The sequence below is a fragment of the Enterobacter cloacae complex sp. HYC074_NIDB genome, assembly GCF_056673345.1.
Genome location: NZ_CP114214.1, coordinates 144,585 through 166,263, shown reverse-complemented (window position 1 = coordinate 166,263; position 21,679 = coordinate 144,585). Strand labels below are relative to the sequence as shown.

27 protein-coding genes and 1 pseudogene are annotated in these 21,679 nt (G+C 48.2%); 20 read left to right on the top strand and 8 right to left on the bottom strand.

Annotated elements, in window-relative coordinates; genetic code table 11:
• Positions 1-158: 158 nt before the first annotated feature.
• From O1724_RS00860 to O1724_RS00850, 3 genes are all read right to left on the bottom strand, one after another.
• Entirely contained in the window at positions 159-281 is a 123-nt protein-coding gene (locus O1724_RS00860) for a putative zinc ribbon protein (protein WP_439196569.1), read from the bottom strand.
• Between the two features lie 363 nt (positions 282-644).
• The gene (locus tag O1724_RS00855; protein ID WP_060579739.1) at positions 645-1,682 is read right to left on the bottom strand and encodes a YagK/YfjJ domain-containing protein; all 1,038 of its coding nucleotides are present in this window, start codon (positions 1,680-1,682) and stop codon (positions 645-647) included.
• 350 nt (positions 1,683-2,032) lie between these two features.
• Positions 2,033-2,236 carry a helix-turn-helix transcriptional regulator gene (locus tag O1724_RS00850; protein WP_023315141.1) on the bottom strand — a complete coding sequence of 68 codons (204 nt, stop codon included), beginning with the start codon at positions 2,234-2,236 and terminating at the stop codon, positions 2,033-2,035.
• Between the two features lie 345 nt (positions 2,237-2,581).
• Here O1724_RS00850 and O1724_RS00845 point away from each other — a divergent pair, with 345 nt between their 5' ends.
• From O1724_RS00845 to O1724_RS00805, 9 genes are all read left to right on the top strand, one after another.
• A complete protein-coding gene (locus tag O1724_RS00845) occupies positions 2,582-3,745 on the top strand; it encodes a hypothetical protein (protein ID WP_165737863.1) in 1,164 nt (387 codons plus the stop codon).
• Positions 3,746-4,053: 308 nt separating this feature from the next.
• Entirely contained in the window at positions 4,054-4,488 is a 435-nt protein-coding gene (locus O1724_RS00840; RefSeq protein ID WP_060579737.1) for a hypothetical protein, read from the top strand.
• A 59-nt stretch (positions 4,489-4,547) separates the two neighbouring features.
• Positions 4,548-5,387: a hypothetical protein gene (locus tag O1724_RS00835; RefSeq protein WP_060579736.1), complete on the top strand. Its 840-nt coding sequence runs from the start codon at positions 4,548-4,550 to the stop codon at positions 5,385-5,387.
• Between the two features lie 58 nt (positions 5,388-5,445).
• Entirely contained in the window at positions 5,446-5,637 is a 192-nt protein-coding gene (locus O1724_RS00830; protein WP_072199593.1) for a hypothetical protein, read from the top strand.
• Positions 5,638-6,079: 442 nt separating this feature from the next.
• Positions 6,080-6,901: a DUF932 domain-containing protein gene (locus O1724_RS00825; RefSeq protein WP_060579735.1), complete on the top strand. Its 822-nt coding sequence runs from the start codon at positions 6,080-6,082 to the stop codon at positions 6,899-6,901.
• Positions 6,902-6,970: 69 nt separating this feature from the next.
• The gene (gene radC / locus O1724_RS00820) at positions 6,971-7,441 is read left to right on the top strand and encodes a RadC family protein (RefSeq protein WP_060579734.1); all 471 of its coding nucleotides are present in this window, start codon (positions 6,971-6,973) and stop codon (positions 7,439-7,441) included.
• A gap of 12 nt (positions 7,442-7,453) precedes the next feature.
• A complete protein-coding gene (locus O1724_RS00815) occupies positions 7,454-7,780 on the top strand; it encodes a type IV toxin-antitoxin system YeeU family antitoxin (RefSeq protein ID WP_060579733.1) in 327 nt (108 codons plus the stop codon).
• A 20-nt stretch (positions 7,781-7,800) separates the two neighbouring features.
• Positions 7,801-8,121 (top strand): TA system toxin CbtA family protein, encoded by a 321-nt coding sequence (locus O1724_RS00810; protein WP_060579732.1) that lies wholly within the window; start codon positions 7,801-7,803, stop codon positions 8,119-8,121.
• Positions 8,122-8,238: 117 nt separating this feature from the next.
• On the top strand, positions 8,239-9,126 hold the full coding sequence (locus tag O1724_RS00805) for a DUF2971 domain-containing protein (protein WP_479983912.1): 888 nt from the start codon (positions 8,239-8,241) through the stop codon (positions 9,124-9,126).
• On the opposite strand, the gene O1724_RS00800 is transcribed toward O1724_RS00805, so the two are convergent.
• Entirely contained in the window at positions 9,127-9,306 is a 180-nt protein-coding gene (locus O1724_RS00800) for a toxin-antitoxin system HicB family antitoxin (protein ID WP_071785192.1), read from the bottom strand.
• A 136-nt stretch (positions 9,307-9,442) separates the two neighbouring features.
• Between O1724_RS00800 and O1724_RS00795 the strand changes: the two genes are divergently transcribed.
• From O1724_RS00795 to O1724_RS00775, 5 genes and pseudogenes are all read left to right on the top strand, one after another.
• Positions 9,443-9,784 carry a SymE family type I addiction module toxin gene (locus O1724_RS00795; protein ID WP_023302861.1) on the top strand — a complete coding sequence of 114 codons (342 nt, stop codon included), beginning with the start codon at positions 9,443-9,445 and terminating at the stop codon, positions 9,782-9,784.
• Between the two features lie 58 nt (positions 9,785-9,842).
• Positions 9,843-10,145, top strand: a pseudogene (locus O1724_RS00790) (virulence RhuM family protein); the annotation flags it as partial.
• Positions 10,146-10,445: 300 nt separating this feature from the next.
• The gene (gene tssD / locus O1724_RS00785) at positions 10,446-10,931 is read left to right on the top strand and encodes a type VI secretion system tube protein TssD (RefSeq protein ID WP_072139753.1); all 486 of its coding nucleotides are present in this window, start codon (positions 10,446-10,448) and stop codon (positions 10,929-10,931) included.
• A gap of 9 nt (positions 10,932-10,940) precedes the next feature.
• Positions 10,941-11,306, top strand: coding sequence for a tlde1 domain-containing protein (locus O1724_RS00780; protein WP_126296882.1), 366 nt, complete (start codon positions 10,941-10,943; stop codon positions 11,304-11,306).
• Positions 11,303-11,890: a hypothetical protein gene (locus O1724_RS00775; protein WP_023295690.1), complete on the top strand. Its 588-nt coding sequence runs from the start codon at positions 11,303-11,305 to the stop codon at positions 11,888-11,890. The genes O1724_RS00780 and O1724_RS00775 overlap by 4 nt, the downstream gene beginning before the upstream one ends.
• Positions 11,891-11,922: 32 nt before the next feature.
• Here the strand turns inward: O1724_RS00775 and O1724_RS00770 are convergent, their stop codons facing one another.
• The 4 genes from O1724_RS00770 to O1724_RS00755 form a co-directional block, all read right to left on the bottom strand.
• A complete protein-coding gene (locus O1724_RS00770; RefSeq protein ID WP_045346041.1) occupies positions 11,923-12,366 on the bottom strand; it encodes a GNAT family N-acetyltransferase in 444 nt (147 codons plus the stop codon).
• Between the two features lie 48 nt (positions 12,367-12,414).
• Positions 12,415-13,185, bottom strand: coding sequence for a GlxA family transcriptional regulator (locus O1724_RS00765; RefSeq protein ID WP_263740538.1), 771 nt, complete (start codon positions 13,183-13,185; stop codon positions 12,415-12,417).
• A gap of 353 nt (positions 13,186-13,538) precedes the next feature.
• Entirely contained in the window at positions 13,539-14,018 is a 480-nt protein-coding gene (locus O1724_RS00760; RefSeq protein ID WP_017693981.1) for a hypothetical protein, read from the bottom strand.
• A 1-nt stretch (position 14,019) separates the two neighbouring features.
• A complete protein-coding gene (locus O1724_RS00755; RefSeq protein WP_126296896.1) occupies positions 14,020-14,808 on the bottom strand; it encodes a winged helix-turn-helix domain-containing protein in 789 nt (262 codons plus the stop codon).
• Positions 14,809-15,642: 834 nt separating this feature from the next.
• Here O1724_RS00755 and O1724_RS00750 point away from each other — a divergent pair.
• From O1724_RS00750 to O1724_RS00725, 6 genes are read left to right on the top strand one after another with little or no spacing between them, the layout of a single operon-like run.
• Positions 15,643-16,245, top strand: coding sequence for a helix-turn-helix domain-containing protein (locus O1724_RS00750; RefSeq protein WP_032608176.1), 603 nt, complete (start codon positions 15,643-15,645; stop codon positions 16,243-16,245).
• A 52-nt stretch (positions 16,246-16,297) separates the two neighbouring features.
• Positions 16,298-16,882, top strand: coding sequence for a fimbrial protein (locus O1724_RS00745; protein ID WP_003860947.1), 585 nt, complete (start codon positions 16,298-16,300; stop codon positions 16,880-16,882).
• A gap of 53 nt (positions 16,883-16,935) precedes the next feature.
• Positions 16,936-17,613, top strand: coding sequence for a fimbria/pilus periplasmic chaperone (locus O1724_RS00740; protein WP_126296881.1), 678 nt, complete (start codon positions 16,936-16,938; stop codon positions 17,611-17,613).
• 23 nt (positions 17,614-17,636) lie between these two features.
• Complete coding sequence (locus tag O1724_RS00735; protein WP_126296880.1) at positions 17,637-20,162, top strand: fimbria/pilus outer membrane usher protein; 2,526 nt, start codon at positions 17,637-17,639, stop codon at positions 20,160-20,162.
• Positions 20,153-20,671: a fimbrial protein gene (locus tag O1724_RS00730; RefSeq protein ID WP_126296879.1), complete on the top strand. Its 519-nt coding sequence runs from the start codon at positions 20,153-20,155 to the stop codon at positions 20,669-20,671. Before O1724_RS00735 ends, O1724_RS00730 begins: the two co-directional genes overlap by 10 nt.
• Complete coding sequence (locus O1724_RS00725; RefSeq protein WP_023315120.1) at positions 20,671-21,678, top strand: fimbrial protein; 1,008 nt, start codon at positions 20,671-20,673, stop codon at positions 21,676-21,678. Before O1724_RS00730 ends, O1724_RS00725 begins: the two co-directional genes overlap by 1 nt.
• The last annotated feature ends 1 nt before the right edge of the window (position 21,679 follow it).

Here is a 21,679-nt window from a genome sequence, read left to right as displayed (position 1 = left end):
TTTAACTAAAAGTTGGCTATCTTCATCAAAAGTCATGAGGGGTAATCTCCGACATTAATTTTATTTCAGAGTACAATCAACACAGATTGAAACACCGTGTCTGGCTTCGCACTTCAAAACAATGTCCCCTCTAGGCACAAAGCAGTCGATACAGCCTCTTACGCATCAGTTGTATAAATCCAGTCAGCACATTGAGGACATATCTTCTCTCCTTGCCAACAAATGTGGCACCAGTTGCATCGCCATTGCCGTATCGTTGTGTTAGTAGGTCGAAGGCGCATTTCAGGAGGTGGGATGGTTTTTGGCAATGTCTGTTCTGGTGCTATTTGGAGCTTGTTAAATCGACATGTTTTAAGCCGAGCAACATTGTTGATACCCCCCAACAGGTGCACAAACGTTCTTGTAGATGCCAGAGGATCAAACTGAACACCTATCTGCAGTTTGCAGTAAATACAATGCAATGAATCAAAATCAACCTGTTGAACCGATTCTGGTGTAACCCATTCACCATTTACAGTGACGGCGTGAGTGGCTAAAACGAAGTAATTCATCATGAACTCCGGAACAAATAAAAAAAAGCCAGCATGGTTAGCTGGCTTCGTGGATAGATGGGGGAAGGAAGTATTAGCATCTGGTACAACGGGTTAGATTTCCCGGCTGCTTTTTGTTCTCTTCCTATTTTTCAATGAACTTACTTCTCCGCGCCCAAAGGTCCTGGCATTTCCAGGGAGAACCAGACGTGCGCAGGCATCTATTTTGGTGATGTAACTTAGCGCCTTAAGCAATCCCTTATCCTTACTACTGTCACCGCGTTCCAGTTTGCCGAGGCCGCAGTCCTCATAACGCGCTTTGTTAGCGTTGCAGTTGTAGAAGATGCCTTTACCTTTAGTGATGGTGTGTTTCCAGTATCTCCCGAAAGCATGAGCAATCACGCCATCCTGTTGTGCCTTATTGCCATTTAAGATGAATAGCATGTGGTAATGAAATTTACGCTGTGGCGCATATTCCAGTTTCCACACTGTCCCGAGAACATGGCGAAACAATGGATTTTTTTTCATGTTGCGAAATAGCTGCTGACGATGCTTACGGGCTTCATCAGCAGTGATGTCAGCCTTATGCTCATTTGCCCATGATAAATCAATCCGCAAGACCAGCAGTCGAGAATGACGCTCCTGCAGGTGACTGATGTAATTCATCACTCCCTTCAGGTTTTTAACCGAAGCTCGCTGGTATTTTCTGTAGGCCTGTTTAAACCCGGCCTGACTCACAGCGAACCGGTAATCCTGTACCAGTTTGTTCAGCATTTCTGCTGTGGTAACAGTATCTGCTCCTACTATTTTCCCGTTATGGATACGGGCATGTAAATCAGTGTTATTAAATAAATTCCGAAGTGTAGCAATACGTGGATTAGCTATTCGTACTTTCATCGCTTCTTTCGGCAGTACATTAAGATAACGGATTGCATCAAGAATGAAGGCTGACTCTGCACTCTCTTTATAACCTGATCGGTTATACAGAATAGTGAAAGGTAACTTATGTCCTCTGCTGATATTTTTAAGGCAACTATCAAGTTGTTCTAACCTGAATCTGAATTCATTGTCATCGGATATGGTGAGATAGGGAGTGTTATTCTCAATGTGATATTCAGCATGAGATAACAGGAATGATTCTGGTAAGTCCATAATGTATTTCTCTGAAGCCAGTCAGTAATGACTGGCTGGCAATGTATAAAGGTGGTTATTGGACGAGGGGCTTCATCTGATATGAAGCATGAATAGTAATATCAGAAATAGTGTCTGTGTGATATCAAAGTCTAAGTGTATGACGCCATTAATGAGTGTGATATAGCGTGTTTATATGAAGTGATATTGATTGGTGATTGAATGTGTTAATTAATGATTGGTAATGCATTAAATACAATAATAAATAAACCGACTATGCAAATCACATTAAGGCCATGTGCCATAAGGCACGAGAGCATAAAATCATGGTGTGAAGTTAGTGACCTTTTCATCACTATCTTTGGAGTCTTTTATGCTCTTGACTCATTAACACGGGCTTCTAACCATTCTTTTATCTCACGTTCAATCCAGCGGGAACTGCGGCCAAATTTCACCGGTTTTGGGAACTTACCGTCCTGCGCCATTTTATAAAACCACTTATCGGACAAACCGGTTAGTTCAGTAATAAACTGCATGCTGACAAATTTATCCTCGTGAATATTAATCGTGCTCATGACATGTCTCCAAAAATGTATCAGGAGGACACCGGATGGCATCCTTTCATGTCATAGGCCTCATATGTACAGATTTACTTTTCCCTGACGTTATTTCATAAGAAAAGGATTGCCGGCCGAGACGGGGATAACTATCAACCACACATCAAAAATCTGGCGCAGCTACACTTTCACACTGTCAATTAATGGTGTTCTCAGAGGCAGTTTTTCACTAAAAAAGTGCCTAATTACAGGGGTTGCATTAGACTTTCACCCTACGATTTACACTATGATTATTGCTATGAATTACCCTATGAATTACTATACATGCATTGCAGTTCACATAATAAAAAGAGGTAATTCCTTGTGAGTGATGAGTTGTGGATCGACATTAAAAGCTCGCGTGATATCAGGTTATTTCTGTGGCTAAACGGGGATGATGTCGCTATTTACAATTATCGTTTGAAAGATAGCAGCAAGAAATACAGCGCAGATCTGATTTATGGAGAAGATTATAGATTAGCAGCAGAGGCAATAAATGACGCGTTTCGTCTGTTTTATAAAGACCCAGATATACTTCGTGCATATGCATCTAATTTTAAAAAAGCCAAAAATGCACTATTGCCATTAAAAGAATTCAACTGGTTTAAACGCTGCAATGATGCATGTTACTTTACCTGGGTGTATATAAGGGTTCTCAGTAATAAAAATAAAGCACTTGGTAGTTTTAATATAAATGAACCGTGCACTGTTTATACCCGGACGTATTATCACCGGCTGATTAAAATTCAGTATCCTGTAAGCCATAGTGAACGCCTTGAGTGCATAAAAGATTTTTTTGACAGGTCATCGATGGATCTTTCATCAAAACTATTGATAATGTCGAAGATAAGATACGAGTGGGACAGACACTCTCCTTTAGTAAATAACCTCCCCCTAAATAAATCTGAGAAATTAAAAATACAATGGGCGTGGGACTATATTTCTAAGGACAAGGTTAACGTTATCATTGGTTCAATAAAGAGAGCGCAAGCTAAGATAGCAAAAGAAACTCAACCCCATCAGGACAATATACCTTCCGAGCATATTTTTAATGAGGAGTACAAAGCAGCTTTACAGGGATACCTCCACAACCCTCATTTCGTTAGCCTTTTCAGGCCATCAACGACAACTGAGAAGTATCTTGCACTACGTTGTATTTATATTTGCATGTATTGTTACGACAATAAATTTTTATCCAGATTTAAGAAATCGTGGGAATCATCGGTTTACAGGAAGACAAAGAAGAAAGTCACGGTTCGCGAAAAATCAACGTCAGAACCAGTAGGGCGGGAATTCAGTAATGTAACTGATGCAGAGAAAATCATAGCAAAAATACCTTCAGAAGCTGAAAATCTTCATGATAAATTACTCTTACAAACATCCAATGAAAAGCTAAATGAAATTACACCTACTCCTGAAATTGATGCCGGAGAAAACAAAGAAGTCAAAGATGACTCAGTAAATAACTGGTATGGCATTCCTTTTTAGAGTTTTCTATTTATAAATAACAAAGGCCACGATGAAAGTGGCCAATAATTGTCAACATCACTCACTCCAGATTATTTCAAACCTATATCACCCCACTGAGAACACCGGCATATCTTTGTCTGGACGAATATCTCATTGATCATCAATACCGATCGATACTCAATTAAAAGATAGCATTCACCTATCAATTTGTTGAAACTGATCTGTATTAACGATTATCCCATTCCCTCTCAAATGCATACGATCAGGTGGCATTTTGTTCAGCAAAGGGCCATTTTTCGTTTGCAAAACAACAGCAAGGATTCTTTATGTTGAAGATAAGCTCCGCATTCTTTTTCAGTACGGCACTGTTCAGCGCAGCGGTGCACGCCATGGGCCAGGAGCAACAATGGGGCAACTGGTTTGGCACTGTTAATGCGATGGAGTTTGAACTGAATACCGACAATAGCGCCGGAGAACGCATGACGCTCACCTGCCGGGACAGTCATCTGATATTGAACTACAGCGGGTCTGATAAGAAACCCTTGGGTGTACCAGATGAAGGTCAGGAAGGCATGGGGATTAATATCAACGCTGTACATTACCAGCCAGGCAAGGCGGCTTTCATCGCACTCAAAAACACAGACAGCCATGGGCAGATTGAAATCACCCGAATCAATAAACCCTTATCTCACCCGTTCAGTACCGCAGGACTCAAGGACGCTCTGGAGGACCTTAACTGGGAAGACTGCATCAGCCATTAATCACCCCATCCGGTAGCTCATGCTCCCACATTGTTAATCATCAGCAAGGATATCTGTATATGGCGACATTCCTTTCACGCCTGATTTTGATCTGTACGCTTTCGCTCCCGGCCTTCAGCTTTGCCATCACCATTCCCGGTAATATTCATCCAGAACGGTACACGTTCTTTCTGACAGATGGCGGAGGTGAAATGCTTCGCGAAATGAACGATGCGGCAGTCAGCGTAAAACTCAACAATAAAGCTGGTTTCAGCGCGGAGGCACAGAGCAAGGCGGCTGCAGCGAATATCTCTCCTTTATTGTACGCAGCATCACCGCTTGAACAGAACTTTATCCGCTACGACAGTAAACCTGTTAAGGCTCTGACTTGTCTCGTAACGACACACACTATGCCGGGTCAGAATAAAAATTATTCATGGGAGGAAACCTACTGCCTGGATGAAACCGGTGCTGCCTACATCGGCACAAAAGGCTGGCCGTCACGTGCTATCGTCGAAAAGAGCTGCGAGGTGGGTGCCTCCGGTTGTCCTGTATATCTTGGTCTGAACAATGATCCACCGACCATGCGGAATGATGCTGCGCAATATATTCCTTACAGCAGCGATCGGGCAAGCGGGCAGAAAGTACGTAACTCTGAGCCAAAATCAACGACCGCTGAAACCGTCGCAGAGCAGGACGGTTATGTGGTGAGTTTTATTAAAGCCAGCAACTGTACAGACAACAAACTGATTGTCAAAAACACAAGCTCCGGGAAAACCGCCGCAATTGCAGGATTAAGTGGTTGCTCTTTTGATCCGAAGAAAAATGCAGTAATTATCTTCCCTCAAAATGAATATGTCGGCGTTTACAGTGGCCCCACAAACGCTTCTGAGGAAATAGCCTCAGTCGATCTCCCCTAATTACTTTTCCAGTCCGGTATAAGCTTCCTGCGGTACCGGACACCTTTTGGATCAACCTATGAAAACTAAAAAATCCCCGGACGATACAAAGTCAGATGCAGAATCATTTGGGCTGACCTGGCCCGTTGTTTTCAGCGTCGCAGGGCTCACTCTGCTGAGAAGTAAGTCGGCTGTATGCCAGGCAATGGGAGCCAGCCTGATGACCTATAGCCTGATAAGACTCATAAAAAAACTCGCCACGCTTGCCTGAAAAGTCCCAATCAGGAAACACGGTTTGCGTGCCAGCACCTGTACCAGACGTACTATCACCATCCGAAGCTCACCAGGAAGCTAACTTTCGACAAAAGCTGAAGCGTTCCTTTATCAATGGGTTGGCTGCAATAGCAGAGGACAGAATCAATGATGATGCCTTTGTTTTATCGGTGTGCAGCAAAGCGTATGAACGCTTACCTCTGAACATAAGGCGAGTCGTTCAGTACGAATGGTGTCTTCGATACTTCAAGTACAGTAAACCCTTTATTCTGCGGCGATTACAACATCGCCAGGCCGAAAAGCAAATACCATCGGCATTACCTGACAGAGAACTCTCGCCACAGCAGAGCCAGCCACCAGCCTCTCCCTGAACATCTTATCTTCCATCCAATGCCACTCTACTGGAGTGGTTTTTATGTCCGTTTGAAAAGGAATCAACTATGACCCGTTTAGCCAGCCGCTTTGGTACAGTCAACCTTGTTCGTCGTGACCGCCCGTTAACTCGCGACGAACTGGCTCATTATGTGCCCAGTGTCTTCAGCGAAGAAAAACATGAATCCCGTAGCGATCGTTATACCTACATCCCGACAATTACCCTTCTCGATAACCTGCAACGCGAAGGTTTCCAGCCATTCTTCGCGTGCCAGACCAGAGTCCGCGACCAGAGCAAACGAGAGCATACGAAGCACATGCTGCGCCTACGTCGTGAAGGCCAGATTACAGGCAAACAGGTTCCCGAAATTATTCTGCTGAATAGCCACGATGGCTCAAGCTCATATCAGATGCTACCGGGGTTATTCAGAGCAGTTTGCCAAAATGGGCTGATTTGCGGTGAGAGTTTTGGCGAAGTGCGCGTGCCGCATAAAGGCAACGTAGTAGAGAAAGTCATCGAAGGGGCCTACGAAGTACTGGGAATATTTGACCAGGTAGAAGAGAAACGCGATGCCATGCAGTCACTGATATTACCGCCACCTGCACAGCAGGCAATGGCGAAAGCGGCATTAACCTATCGCTTTGGTGAAGAGCATCAGCCGGTGACTGAAACGCAAATACTCTCTCCACGCCGCTGGCAGGATGAAAGTAATGACTTGTGGACTACTTACCAGCGCATTCAGGAAAACCTGATTAAAGGTGGGCTGTCCGGTCGAACGACCAGGGGTCAACGCTCCCATACACGCGCCGTTAAAGGCATCGACGGAGATGTGAAACTTAACCGTGCCCTTTGGGTAATGGCCGAGAATATGCTGCAACTTGCCTCATGAGGCTTTTTACCAACCTATCTTTACGCCCTGCCACTAAACCGGCGGGGCTTTTTGATTTAGGGAGCAATTATGTCCGCACTCAATTTATCCCCGGTATTCCTGCCAAATGAGCAACGCGTTATCCGTCGGGCGTTACGACTATTGGAAAAGTATCAGCGCCAGCCGAATGAGTCTTTTACCTCCACCAGCTTCACTAAGACCTGGCTTCAGCTACAAATGGCTCACATGGAGCGGGAAGTTTTTATCGTGATGTATCTCGACAATCAGCATTGCCTACTGGAGCGAGAAACGCTGTTTACTGGCACGCTTAGCCATACCGAAGTACATCCTCGCGAGGTGGTGAAGTCAGCCCTGAAACATAACGCCGCTGCGGTAATTCTGGCGCATAACCATCCGTCAGGTACGACAGAAATCAGTCAGCAGGACAAACATATTACTCAGAGGATTATGAAAGCGCTGGCACTAGTGGAAGTACGTGTGCTGGATCATCTTGTGGTGGGAAACGAGGTAGTGTCATTTGCTGAGCTTGGTTTTCTTTAAAGGGAGATTTTCATGTCATTAATACCAGCCCATGAATGGGGGCTAAAAAGCGATATTGTTCCACGGTTTGGTGCCAGATTAGTTCAGGAAGGCAACCGGCTGCATTTTCTGGCTGACAGGGCTAGTTTGATGGGCAATTTTAGCGATACGGAATGCTTCAAATTGAATGACGCATTTCCACACTTTATCAGCCAGATGGAATCGATGCTGACCACTGGTGAACTGATCCCCTGTCACCATCGCTGTGTCACTCTCTACCATAACGGTTTTACCTGCGAAGCCGACACCCTTGGCAGTTGCGGCTACGTGTACATCGCGGTTTACTCAACTCAACGCTAACTAATTTCCTGAGATCAAACATGAATATTCAACCTGCAACAACTCCGCAGGCGGCGAAGCCATGTCTGTCGCCCCTGGCTGTCTGGCAAATGTTACTGGCAAGCCTGCTAGACCAGCACTATGGCCTCACGCTAAACGACACGCCGTTTAGTGATGAAACTGTTATTCAGAAACACATTGAGGCAGGTATTACCTTGGCCGATGCCGTAAATTTTCTGGTTGAACGCTATGAACTAGTTCGTATTGACCAAAAAGGCTACTCTGTGCAAGATCAGGAACCTTGGTTAACTTATATGGATGTCCACCGAGCACAACTTAAACTCAACGTGGAACGTTTATAATTTAACCAGTTAACTGACAAGGAAAAACATGTGGGGGCATAATTGGGGGCACGCTTAAAAATTGCATAGAAAAATAATCAATAAATTCAAGGTGATTGATTATCAAATGCGACTCCTGTGATCTCCGCCAAAAATACAGCTAAATCTACTTTCAGAGTTAATAACATGTATAAATATCTTCCCTCAGAAAGAATCGATATACTTGAAAATAACTTAATATGTTTTAATAACCCTTTAAATTTTAACGACCCATTTGAATTCAATACTTCTTTTAACTTTAGTAGCTTTGAATCCAATTTATACGATTCGTTAAGCACTGTAGACCTTCTTAAAGAATTTCCAGCTGAATTATTAAATCAGATTGAAAAACTGCCTAAAGAAATTGTCAGCAATATACTTAAAGATGCAAAAAAAGCAATGCTCTCGATGTATAAAAAAGAAAAAGAAAATATAATAAGAGCAGCAGATACTACAATGCAAAGTTTTAACTCAAAGTTGATAGGAATAACGAGAATTCTATCATTAACAGAAACCCCTACGAATATTTTGATGTGGGGACACTACGCACAGGCCCACAGTGGGTTTATCATTGAGTTTGATATCAATCATCCATTTTTCTCACAACGTCGCGGCCAAAAAGGTGAATTTGGTTATTTACGAAAAGTCATATATCAGAAAGAATATCCATTCTTGGATCCATTCTCAGGCGATCAAATAAATCATTTCCTAATAAAAAGCAAAGACTGGGAATATGAACATGAATGGCGAATGTTGTTACCACAGGCCAATTCTGGTAAAACAATTAATGTATGTGAAAAAGAATTTGATCTCTATGAACTACCATCCGATGCTATCAAAACAATAATTTTTGGTTGCAATACCTCAGAACATTTTAAAACTAAAATGTTCAGGTTAATAAGTTCACGAACCGACTATGAACATATCAGTTTTATACAGGCTAAAAAATCAAATTCAAGATTTGAGATTGTATTAGACCCGTTATAACTACTTTTTTAATCTATTTAATTCATTTCGACCTAAATTTTTTAACCAATTCCCCAAACTCATCCCTTCAGCCTTCGCCGCAGCCTCAAACTGCGCCTTCAACTCCGGCGTAATACGAATCTGAAAAGTTGGTGCTTTTCCGGATTTTGACTGATTAGGGTCGCGTTTAGCTGTTGACATGTACGTACCTACAAGAGCAAGATATCTTCACTGAGGTACGTACCTTATCATACGAAAACCTCAAATTGAAACGCCCTCGTCAAGTGCTCGCAACACCGGACGAGAGCTAACCACACCAACTATCAAGGAGTTGATTATGGCTGATTCGCATTCTACCCCAGACACCGACCAATCCGGAACCGAGCGTTCGTTAATTGTGGGATACCGCCCGAATGTTTTCGACAAATCTACGCCGAAAATCATCCTTTCCGGCAAGTGGCTGCGCGCGGCGGGGTTTGATACCGGGCAGCAGGTCACGGTAAAGGTCATGAAAGGATGCATCGTTCTGGTGGCGTATAACGAGCAGGAGCAGCGTTTGCAGGACGATTATAAACGGACGAAAGCAAAGCTTATTGAGATAGAGGACGCGCTTGCAGCGATCCAAATTCCACATGCTGGAAAGCGCCTCGCAAAATCAAATACAAACCATCTGGCTTAACGGCTGTTTCTGTCATACTACGAGCTTACAGGCATCAACCTTATGACGCGGAGGCAGCATGACATATGAGGAATTAATAAATTCGCCAGCCGGTGAGTTTGTCATGTTTGCCAGCAAGGATGGAAAAGTTCGCATTGAATGCCGCTTCGAAAGCGATACGTTGCGGCTCTCACAGGCTACGATCTGTGAGTTATACGGCAAAGCCAAAGCAACGAACAGTGGACATATGAAGAATATTTTTGATGAGGGTGAACTGGTCGAAAATTCAGTTGTTCGGTTTTACCGAACAACTGCCAGCGATGGTAAAGTATACAACGTTCAATATTTTAGCCTGCCCGTTATTCACACCATCGGCTATCGTCGGCTTATTAAAATGGGAAAAGCAGGCTAAGCGACAATTCCAGTACATGTTCGTTATTTAATGATATTCACCATTTTGATACTTGATACATTTTTTATGTCATTATTGTTCTTAAAATGGAAGAACAACCATAAATCAACTTTATACTTTTTTGATATCAATTCATACCACATATATCTCGCAACGATAACTTTCTTTTTAAGCAGGCAAAGTTCTTCAGCATTCCCATTTTGAATGGTAAGTCACAATTTAAGATCTTAATGAAGCGTAGTTTCCCTCAGTCTATAAAAGGAGATTGAGATGGCTATACCTGTTTACTTATGGCTTGAGGACGATGCAGGCCGGAGAATTAAAGGCTCTGTCGATGTAAAAGAGCGCGAAGGCTCAATAGAAGTTATTGAATTTATGCACTCAATCGAACAACCTATTGATAAGCACTCCGGAAAAATCACTTCAAAACGTATTTGTAGCACCTATGCATTCATGAAAGAGATTGATTCCTCATCCTCATATCTATACAAGGCCTTGAGCACTGGACAAACACTAACAAGAGCAGAATTTATATTTTACAGGATCAACTATAACGGGCTCGAAGAGGCTTACTTTAAGACAACTTTAGAAAATGCAAGAGTAGTTCAAATTGAACCACTCATGTTTGACATTAAACTACCGCAAAACGAACGCTATACACATTGTGAATATGTAGATCTAACATATGAAAAAATAACATGGCATTACATAGATGGAAACATCATTCATTCTGATACCTGGAAGGAACGCGCTTAAGGAGAAAGTATGTCCTGGGAATATAATGTAGAAGAGCACAAATTTTATCTTGATGGTGTTTATCAGTTCGATGCAGATTATGCAGGAGCAAGTGGTTACAAAAACGATCCATCTCAAGAATGTGTAAAAAACAGTGGGCCTCTACCTCGAGGGAAATACACAATTGGTTCCCCTCATAATTCTGCCCACACAGGAAAATATACCCTCAGCCTCACGCCCTACTCGACAAATGATATGTGTGGCAGAGACTCATTTAAAATTCATGGCAAAAGCAGTTTGCACCCTGATGACTCTTCAGAGGGCTGCATTATTGCTCCTTTGAGTGCGAGAAGAAGCATCTGGAAAAGCAACGATACGGTGTTGATTGTCAAATGAAGCGTTTAATTTGTTCATTGCCATTACTCGTTGCAGTCAGTTCGCACGTCTCAGCATCTGAAATGACCGGCTTCGCAACACAGTATTACGATGAAGACGGCTCGCTGACGGAAATTTCAACCATAGTGCCCCTTTCCCCGACCATCACGATCGGCAAGAAAACGGTTCAGATGGAAGTTACTCATCTGTCTCAGATTTTCAGTACATACGTGGAGAAAGACAGCTCCGCGCACTGGATCTGCCTTCATGACGACGATGGCACCAATTATTGGTTCATTTCAGATAACGAAATGGGTGCAGGGCTGTTAACTGCGCTAGCCATATCCAGGGATGGCATCCATAAAGAGTGTGTGAATACAACGGAACGAGTCAGTGTCTCAGTCTCTGGCGTTCCATTGTTAAATGCCACTCACGGGGATTTAGTTGAATTGTTCGGCAAAAAAGCAATCGGCAACAGAAAAAAGATCCTGCTTTATCAGGAGACACCTGTACAGGATGGATTTGTTCAGAACAATACCGTCTCTTATTACTTTGATGGCGAAAAATTGCGCGGCGTAATTATCGGGCAAATAACCAGTAACTAGCTTGCAGGCTCCCTCTTTTACAGAAGAGGGCGTTAAGCCTGTCCACTCAACCGCATATGCAACAGCGGAAACGGATTCCCCTGCCCGTCCAGTGCCGAGCGCCCGACCTGCTCAAACCCCATATGACGATAAAACGCCACCCCCTGCGGATTCTGCTCGTTCACATCCACTTCATTTACGCCGAATTCTGCGATGGCATATTGCAGCAGCATTTTCCCAATACCCCTCCCCCGGCTCGCATCATCCACAAACAGCATTTCAATGCGATTTTTATCCACGCCCAAAAAGCCGTGAATAATACCCACGTCATCCCGGGCAATCACAACCCTGAGATTAGGCAAATATGCGTTGAGCAATAACGGACGCAGCGCCGCGATATCGCTTTCCTGCAAAAAGCGGTGCGTGGCGCGAACTGACGACTCCCAGACTGCGACGAGGCGTTCAAATTGCGAGGGGTGTGCGGCTTCTATTTTCATGGTGATATTCCGGTTGAGTAAAGTTTCAGGGCAGCAATGTAATGATATTCAGCTCTGCGACGTGCGCCACACGCCAGGCGTACAACCATACTCCGTCTGGAAATGACGAATAAAGTGCGCGCAGTCGCTGAATCCCATCCGCTGCGCAATATCCGTCACGCTTTGCTGCGAGTTCTTCAGCAGCCAGCAAGCATAGCGCAGCCTGGCGCTGCGGATAAATTCGCGGGCCGTTTTGCCGAATTCTGCGTGGAACAGACGGTTGAGCTGGCGTTCACTCAATGCCACTTCTCGCGCAAGCCCGGCGGTGGTGAGCGGCCGGGTCAGGAACTGTTCAATCAGCATGACGGCGCGGCGCAACCGCGAGTCAGGGATAAGCGCAAGATTCGCCGGACGTGGGGTGGCAATTTCATGCGGAACGAGCGACAAACGCTGGCAGGTGGTGCTGGCGATATCATCCCCGGCATGGGCGCGGATAAGCTCAGTTGCCAGCGTCAGGGTGGAAATACCGCCCGGGCAGGTCAGCACATCGCCATCGTCGATGAAATCATACCCTTGCTCAGCATAAACCAGCGGGAAAGCCTGCCGAAATGCATCAAGGTGGAAAGGATGGATGGACGCTCGTCGTTCATTCAGCAATCCTTCCTGTGCGAGGACAAAACTGCCGGTGCCAATGCCAATGAGCGGAACCCCGGCATGGTGGGCATGTGCCAGATACGCTTTATCCCCCTGATACCCTAAGTCCAGATACTGCAATTCACCGCCGATAACAGCAAGGTAGTTAAAACTGTCCGGCGGCGCATGGGTGGAATCCGGTCTCATGATAATCCCCGCATTGCTGATAATCGGGATATCAGGAAATTCACTTATCAGGCTGATTTTAAATGCTAATTTATCCTGAGCTTTCGCTGCATAACGCAGCGCCTCCAGCAATCCGGAGACGGCCAGGAGTGAATAACGGGGCCATAATATCAACCCAATATGCAGACACTTTTCCGGTACTGATTTCCCCCTATCGGAGGAGTCAAATACACTTTTCATTTACTTGCCAAATTTAAAATTAATGACATTATCGCAACATGATCTGTCGCACTTTATATTTCTAAGATAATCCTGATATTTTAAATCAAGCATAAATGAGAAGGGAGGAAAATATAATGTTTTTCTCGTTTATATCATTCTTTTTTTGAACCACGACACACATATGTCGGTAATGTTCCTAAGGTAAAGATATAGTTACCATTATGTTGTTCATTGATCCGCATATAAATACTCTTGCCCGGATAGACAAAAAATTGCGGTTCATATTTTTCCAGCCAGCTGTCGTCAACATTATCGTCCGGGAACGTCATATTTTTTTCTGACGTCAGCAAATAGAGATGATCTTGCCTCTCCACCCGAAAGGAAATTTTCCTGTCGATGGTTTTACCCGGATCGCTCTTTGCCCGGCCATTCATGCTCAGGGTGCCGAATTTCCCGTCGAAGGTGTAATTCAGCCAGACCGTCAGCGTCTCATCCGGATGGTGCTGGACCAGATTAGCCTGGCATGAAAAAGGCTGAACGTAAGTTCGGTGCCACAGGTAATAGCCCGTCAGCACGCCTGCGGTGACGAGGCCCGTCACGATGATATACAGCATCTGCCGAAAACGAGTCATGCTAGCTATCCTTCAGGAAATAATCAGATATACAGCGGTTCGGTTCTTTCATTGGCCGGTCGCAGCGAATAACCGATGCACGAGGAAGCAGAGCGTACCAGCTGATGTAAACCCAGGGATATTGCGCGCATTCAGCCTTGAATTGTTCCACATAGGTCAGCGCGGAAGCGCGTTCAGCGTGAGTCTGAATGTCGTTCGCAAGATAAACGCGACAGGCTCCGACGGATGCCGCAAAACGGTAATCCTCAACAAAACGGTTTTCTGTGGCGTTCATATATCCCGTCACGCCTGCCCCGGCCAGGACGATCAATAGCCCCATGACAACAGCCAGCCAGCGCGTGGGCTTCCTGGCAACGGGCGTTGCTGGCGCGGAGGATGCAGAGACCCCCTCGATCGCTGGCGCCTCCACACATTGTTCCTCTGCGGGTTGAGGCGCGACAGGTGAAGACTCTCTGACGGTTATTTGCGTGTCGCTTGCCAGCGTCAACCCAATCCGCGGAATGGTAACGATAGGGTCAGTTTCAAAACCAATCTTTTTGAGCCCTTTGCGCAGGATGGAGATGTTCTGGTAATAGGTATTGGAGGAGACAAGCATGCCGCGGCTTTGCCAGACAATATCAAGGAACTCTTGCTGAGTGACAATCGACCCCGCTCTGTCGATTAATAACAACAGGCATCGGCCTGCTGGCGAATTTAACACAACCACACGGTCAGGATTGTTGATATCACGTAACGTGCTGGCCGCAGGATGAAATTCGACGATATTATTTATAATGTAATGCTTATGCATAGGGGCAGTATGAATTCTCCGGTTAACAGATGTTGAACCTGGGTCACCGCATGTATGGGATGACATTCACGTCGGGATTAATGTGACTGATTAACGGCATGCTGTATATCTTCGCCATTGGCGAAAAATCTTAATTTATATTTCATCCCTTAAGCTTCACTGAACCTGCATAAGAACTCAACCCTTGTAGGGTGCGGCTTGCAGAGCCACTTCATCCGCGATCATCCTCATTATGATGTTTTGTGAAGTGAATTTCCGCTCCACAGAAGTATCTGACTACCGGCAGCATCTCATTTATCAGAGCCTCACCTTTTGGCGCACTCCTCGCCTCTTGACATTGACAAATATCTACATAAAAAAACATTGTACGCCACGGACATGCGTGTCTGAAATATTCAGCACCCTTAAGCCTTAAGTTTTCTCAACCTGACCAATATCAATAACTTATATGGTTTTTGTATGCTTTTCAGCCACCTTTCTATCAGTTTTTATCGATGATAACATTCGTAAATTGTTATTCCCCGTCAGCAACTTCACACCCGCACTGACACCAGACGACAAACTCCTTACAAAACCTTTATCAAAGCTAAATTTTCATTAAAAATAGCGGCTATCATAATTTACAGAAAGCGAAGCGGAATAAGACCAATCAGAGGGAAGCGTCGTAACCGGTCTCGATCTTAGTAATTAATACAATTTTAGATTAATTCAGATTACCTCTTTATTGGCCGACGTATAGTAGGCCTACACTATGCAATACGTCATTGCTTCGAGAATACTGGCGATAACCTTATAAATAATTCGCCTGATTACTATTATAAATCGAGGAATAACATGACGAACAATAGCCAAATAACACAGCATATTACTGTTGCATTGATGGGCGGCGATCATTATGCAAGAAACGGCATTAAAACGTTATTAAGCAGCATCCGCGACGACCTTCACATCATTATCATCGAAGGAGGTTATCAGGAACTGGATAAGGCGCTGTCGTCGATTCGTATCGATATCTTATTTATATCTGGCGCAGAGAAATACCATACAGGGTATGACTCACTGAAATATTTAAAAAAAATCAAAGCCACGCAGCCTGAAGTGATGATCTGCCTGTACTCAACCTCTGCCCATTCCCTGTTATGGGTCCGGGAAGATATTGATGCCTATATCTCGCTACAGAACACGGTTTATCAGTGGCGGATAAAGCTAGCAAAAATGGTCGATAGCCATTATCGGCCCCAAAAGCAGCCAGCGGCGTTATCGCTGACGCCTGGAGAAAGGAGGGTATTAAAGGAACTCAGGAACGGACTGGATATACGTTACATCGCAGAACTGGAGAAACTTTCTTATCGCCGCGTGAGCGCCTTAAAAAGCTCAGCGATAAGGAAACTCGGGCTCAGGAATAAGACAGATTTGCTGGTCTTTTTAACCAGTTAGACCTGCCGCTTTCAGAGCAAATCTCGTAATAAAAAAACCAAGGAACTATGAAATGAAAGCACGCCTTACTTGCCATTCTCTGCTGGCATTAAGCATTGCCGCCCTGCTGCCAGCGGGCTCAGCACTGGCCGCCGCCACCAGCGGCGGCACGGTTAACTTCAGCGGTAAAGTGGTGACCTCCGCCTGTGCCATCAGCGCCGGTAGCGCCAATATCGACGTCGACATGGGGGAAGTGCGTACCGCCACGCTGGCTGCCGCAGGCAGTGAAGCCAGTACCGCAAAAGCCTTCTCCATCACCCTGGAGGATTGCGAAATCGCCGATACCTCCGCGTCCACGGAAAATAACCCCATCGCCGCAACGACCGTGGCTATCACCTTCACCGGTACGCCGGACAGTACCGATGTGAATAGCCTGGCCGCGGGAGTAAACGGCGGCGCGGGCTCGGCGCAGCATGTCGCTATCCGTCTTTATGACGAACAGGGCAACGTCGTCAGGCTGGGTGAGCCGGCAGCAGCGATCCCCCTGCGTGCGGGGGCGAACACCCTGAACTTCAGCGCGAAATATTACTCCCCACTGGGCAACGCCACGGCGGGTGATGCCAGCGCGGTCGCCACCTACACCGTGACCTATTCGTAATCTTCAGGCCCGGTCTGCTGGCCGGGTCTGACTCAGCTTTCAGGAGACGCACAATGCGCGTAAACACATGGATTTGTCTGGCTGGCACGTTATGTTCATCCGCCGTGTATGCAGGCGGCGTGGGGTTAGGCGCAACGCGGCTGGTCTACATCGGCGCGGCTACGCAGACGATGATGCAGGTAAGAAATACCCACCCTGATGCCACGTTCCTGATCCAGTCATGGATGGAAGACGAGAAAGGGAGCCGTACCAACGACTTCGTCATCACGCCGCCGCTGTACGTCATGAAGCCCGCCAGCGAAAGCGCGGTGAAAATCATGTTCAGCGGCAACGCCCTGCCAGCCGATCGCGGGACGCTGTACTGGATGACGGTCAAAGCTATCCCACAGCAGGTTAAAAACGGTTCCGGCAATTCGCTGCAATTCGCCTCTGCCAACCGCATCAAGGTCTTTTATCGCCCGGAGCGGCTCAGGGAAGGTGCAGGGGAGGCATGGAAAAACCTTGCCGGCGCCTACCGCGCGGGCAAGGTCACGCTGACCAACCCAACGCCGTATTACCTCACCACCATTAACGTGAAAATTGATGGCAGGCCGGTATCGCCCGTCATGGTACCGCCGAAAGCCAGCGTGACGCTGGCAGACACCTTCAGCCATGCGAGCAGCATGAGCTACCAGACGATTAACGATTATGGGGCCTGGACGCCCGTCACCCGCACGTCATTGTCCCAATAATAAAAACAGTAAGGCGTGACCACATGAAAATTAAAATCCTGTGCGCCACGGCGATCGCCCTGGTGATTCGGCAAGCCGTGGCTGCCGAAAGCGAGCTGCAATTTAATCTTGCGTTTCTCAACGGCGAGCGCGCCAACAGCGCCGATCTCGCCTGGGTCAACGCCGGGAGCGCGTTGCCGCCGGGCGAGTACAATCTTAACGTGTATATCAATACCCAGTTCGCGTTCACAGGTAACGTCACGTTTCGCGTCGCTGAAAGCACCGCCGGTGAAGCCCTGCCGTGCCTTACGCCTGCACAATTCGCCGCACTTGGCATCGACAGCCGTCAGGCTAAAGGGGGTGAGCTGCCGCCTGCGCAGCGCTGCATTTTTTTAACCCAGTCATTCGCCGATACCCGGTTTGATTTTGACCAGAGGACGCTTACCCTCAACTTCACCGTACCGCAAAGCGCGATGCGCGCTCTGCCGCGCGGATACGTCAGCCCGGAGAGCTGGGAGTCCGGCATCCCTGCCGCGTGGCTGAACTATGTGGTCAATGGCGCGAATAATGACTACCGGGGCGAGACGCGCACGCGGGAACAACAGCTGTTTGTGAGCCTGAACAGCGGCGCCAACCTGGGCGCATGGCGGCTGCGTGATTTCACCACGTGGACCAAAGAGAGTAACGAGCTCACCCACGTCCAGACCTGGCTACAGCGGGATATCCGCGCCCTGCGTGCCCAGGTTTATGCCGGTGAAACGTTCACCTCCTCGCAGGTGTTTGACGCCGTTGGCCTGCGTGGGATTGCCCTGAAGACCGATGACAATATGTTGCCCGCCAGCCTGAGCGGTTACGCGCCTGAAGTGCGCGGCATCGCGCGCAGCAATGCCACGGTGACGGTTCGCCAGAACGGTAACGTCATCTATCAAACCTCCGTTCCGCCAGGGGCGTTTGTGCTGAAAGATCTCTATCCGACCTCTTCCGGCGGCGACCTCGCGGTCACCATTCAGGAGAGCGACGGTAGCCAGACGCAATACACCCTGCCCTTTGCCAGCGTGCCGAATCTGGTGCGTAACGGTCAGGTCAAATATGCTCTGGGTGCGGGGAAATACCGCCCTGCGGGCAATCAGATCTCGCCCTCCTTCGCGCAGGGCGAGCTGTTCCTGGGCTGGCGATACGGCCTCACGTTTTATGGCGGGGCGCAGTTTTCCGATCGCTACACCGGCCTGGCCTTCGGGATCGGGCAGAATCTCGGCCGCTTTGGCGCCTACTCTCTCGACCTCACCCATGCCCGCAGCCAGCTGGCTGATAACCAGCACTACACCGGTGATTCGGTGCGCCTGCGGTACAGCAAGCTGCTGAACGATATCGGTACGCGAGTCAATTTCTTCTCGCTGCGTTACTCAACGGCAGGGTTTTATACTCTCAGCGATACCACTTACAAAGGCATGGCGGGCGGAGCGCCAGAACAGACCGTGGAAGACGATGGCACCGTCACCACTCACTACGACACGGTTTACAACCTGCATATGTCGCGTAAGGCAAAAAATCAGCTGCTGTTGTCGCAGCCGATGGGCGAATACGGCGCGCTGTCGCTGTCCTGGGATCAACAAACCTACTGGAATACGTCAAAAACCACGCAAAGTTTGCAGTTCGCGTGGAACGCGACGTTTCGTAACCTGTCGCTTGGCATCAGCGCCCAGCGTAGCTCTGGCCTGTACGACAACAAGAAAGACAATATCCTCGCGTTGTCCCTGTCGGTGCCGCTGGGTAATCCGGCGCTGTCGACCCGTCTCCGTTTTACCGCTACCCATGCGGATCCCGCTGGCACCACCGCCAGTACCGGTGTCAGTGGTTATCTGCCGGGGCAGGAGAATCTTTTCTATAGCGTCAACCAGCGCTACAGCGCGCAGCAGCACTACGGCGGCGATGCCGCGCTGCAATACGAGGGCGCGTGGGGAGACTATAACCTGGGCTACAGCTACGCCGGTGACTCCCGCAACCTCAGCTACGGGATGAGCGGCGGAGCGGTGCTGCATGAGGATGGTCTGACGCTGAGCCAGCCGCTCGGGAACACCAATATTCTGGTGAAAGCCCCGGGCGCCAGCCATGTCGCCGTGCTCAACCACAAGGGCATCAAAACCGACAGCCGGGGCTATGCGGTGATCCCGTACGCCACGCCGTATCGCGTTAATCAGGTTGCGCTGGATGTCACCACCGTGGGCAATGACGTGGAACTTGAGAACGCCATCGCCAATAAAATTCCCACCGACGGGGCACTGGTTCGCGCCACCCTCACCACGCGTCAGGGAGCAAAAGCGATGTTTATCGTACGTCACGCTAAAGACGTGCTCCCCTTCGGCACGCTGGTCTCGTCAGAGGATGACAAAGCCAGCGGTATCGTCGGCGACGGCGGCAGCGTGTATCTGACCGGCCTGTCAGCGCAGGGAACCTTGCATGCCGTATGGGGACGCGACAGCGCCCAGCGCTGCACGATCCGCTATGCGTTGAACCCGCAGAATTATCACGCCCGCACCGGGCTTTATTCCCAGGAGGCCATATGTCAGTAACCGTCCGTTTCCTCCCCCTGATCCTGCTGATGGTCACCACCGTCCCCGCGCGCGGCTATGACGTGCTGGTTTCCGTGACCGGCAACGTGATCGGCAATACCTGCATTGTCTCGGAAGATTCGAAGGAGCAAAACGTGCCGCTGGGCACCCTCGGCGTGAAGCAATTTAGCGAGGCGGGGGCGGTCAGCAATATCAAAACGCCCTTCACGCTCACCCTTGAAGCGTGCGGCCCCACCTTTGCTGGCGTGAAAATCCGCTTCAGCGGTACGCCGGATGACGAAAACCCGCAGCTTCTGAAAGTCGCTGACGGCGGCGCGACCGGCGTGGCAGTGCAGATACTGGATAAAGACAGCGTACTTATCCCGCTGGACACCCAAACCGCTGCTTACGGCGCGGCGGGGGATGACAGCGTAAAAATGACCTTCTATGCGCGACTGGCCGCCACGGGTGCGCCGGTCAATGCCGGAGACGTTTCGGCAGTGGCGACCTGGACGACGGAGTATCAATAATGCGTTTACTGTTTTTAGCCCTGTTTTTCATGTCCTCTCAGGCGCTTGCCCTCTCCTGGACATCGGATATCACCCTTTCGCCAACGCCCATGTCGTGGTCCGGCCCGGCAGACTCCATCGTGCCTGGAAAGACGATCGGCTCTGAATGGAGCGCCTCTGCGAGCGTCTCGGAAGTGTTCTGGTGCGGCCTGGTATTTACCTGCTCCAAAGGGACGCTGGAGCCGAGCAGCAGTATAACCGCCACCGGCATCACGGTTATTCTTGATGGCGCAAATTACATGGTATTTGAAACGGGCGTGCCCGGCATCGGCTTCATTCTTGGGCTCAAAGATTATAACGGCACCACCTATGTGCCGATGCAGACGGGCATTACGCAGAGCTATCCGGCCGATGGGACTAACGGTTACGCCACCGCACTGGGCTGGTCGGCAAAAGTGACGTTTATCAAGACCGGCGTTCCGCTGAAATCCGGCGTATACCAGACCCCGACCATTAACGCGGCGATCCTGACGGCCTATAACAACGAAGTGAAAACCGCGCAGGTGATCATCAACCCCACCACCATCACGGTGACGGCAAGCGGCTGCACGGTAGGCACAAAAAGCGCCAACGTCGACCTGGGCACCATTGATGTTCACACGCTGCCCAGCGTAGGCAGCACCTCGCCGTCGGGGGAGTTTAACGTCAGCCTGACCTGCGATGAGAACGTGGCGGTTAATGCAGTGATGACCGATCAGACCACACCGTCAAATACCTCGTCGGTCGTGACGCTGACCGGGGACTCCACGGCCTCCGGCATTGGCGTGCAGTTTTTCTATAACGGTACCGGGCCGCTGATGATGGGGCCAGACAGCTCGGCCGCAGGCACGACGGGACAGTTTTTCATCCAGACCACCAGCGCAGCACAAACGCTGTCGCTGCCGTTCCAGGCGCAGTACATCCGAACCGGAGACCTGGTCCCCGGCTCGGCCAATGCCCTGGCAAGCATCACCTTTTCGTATCAGTAGG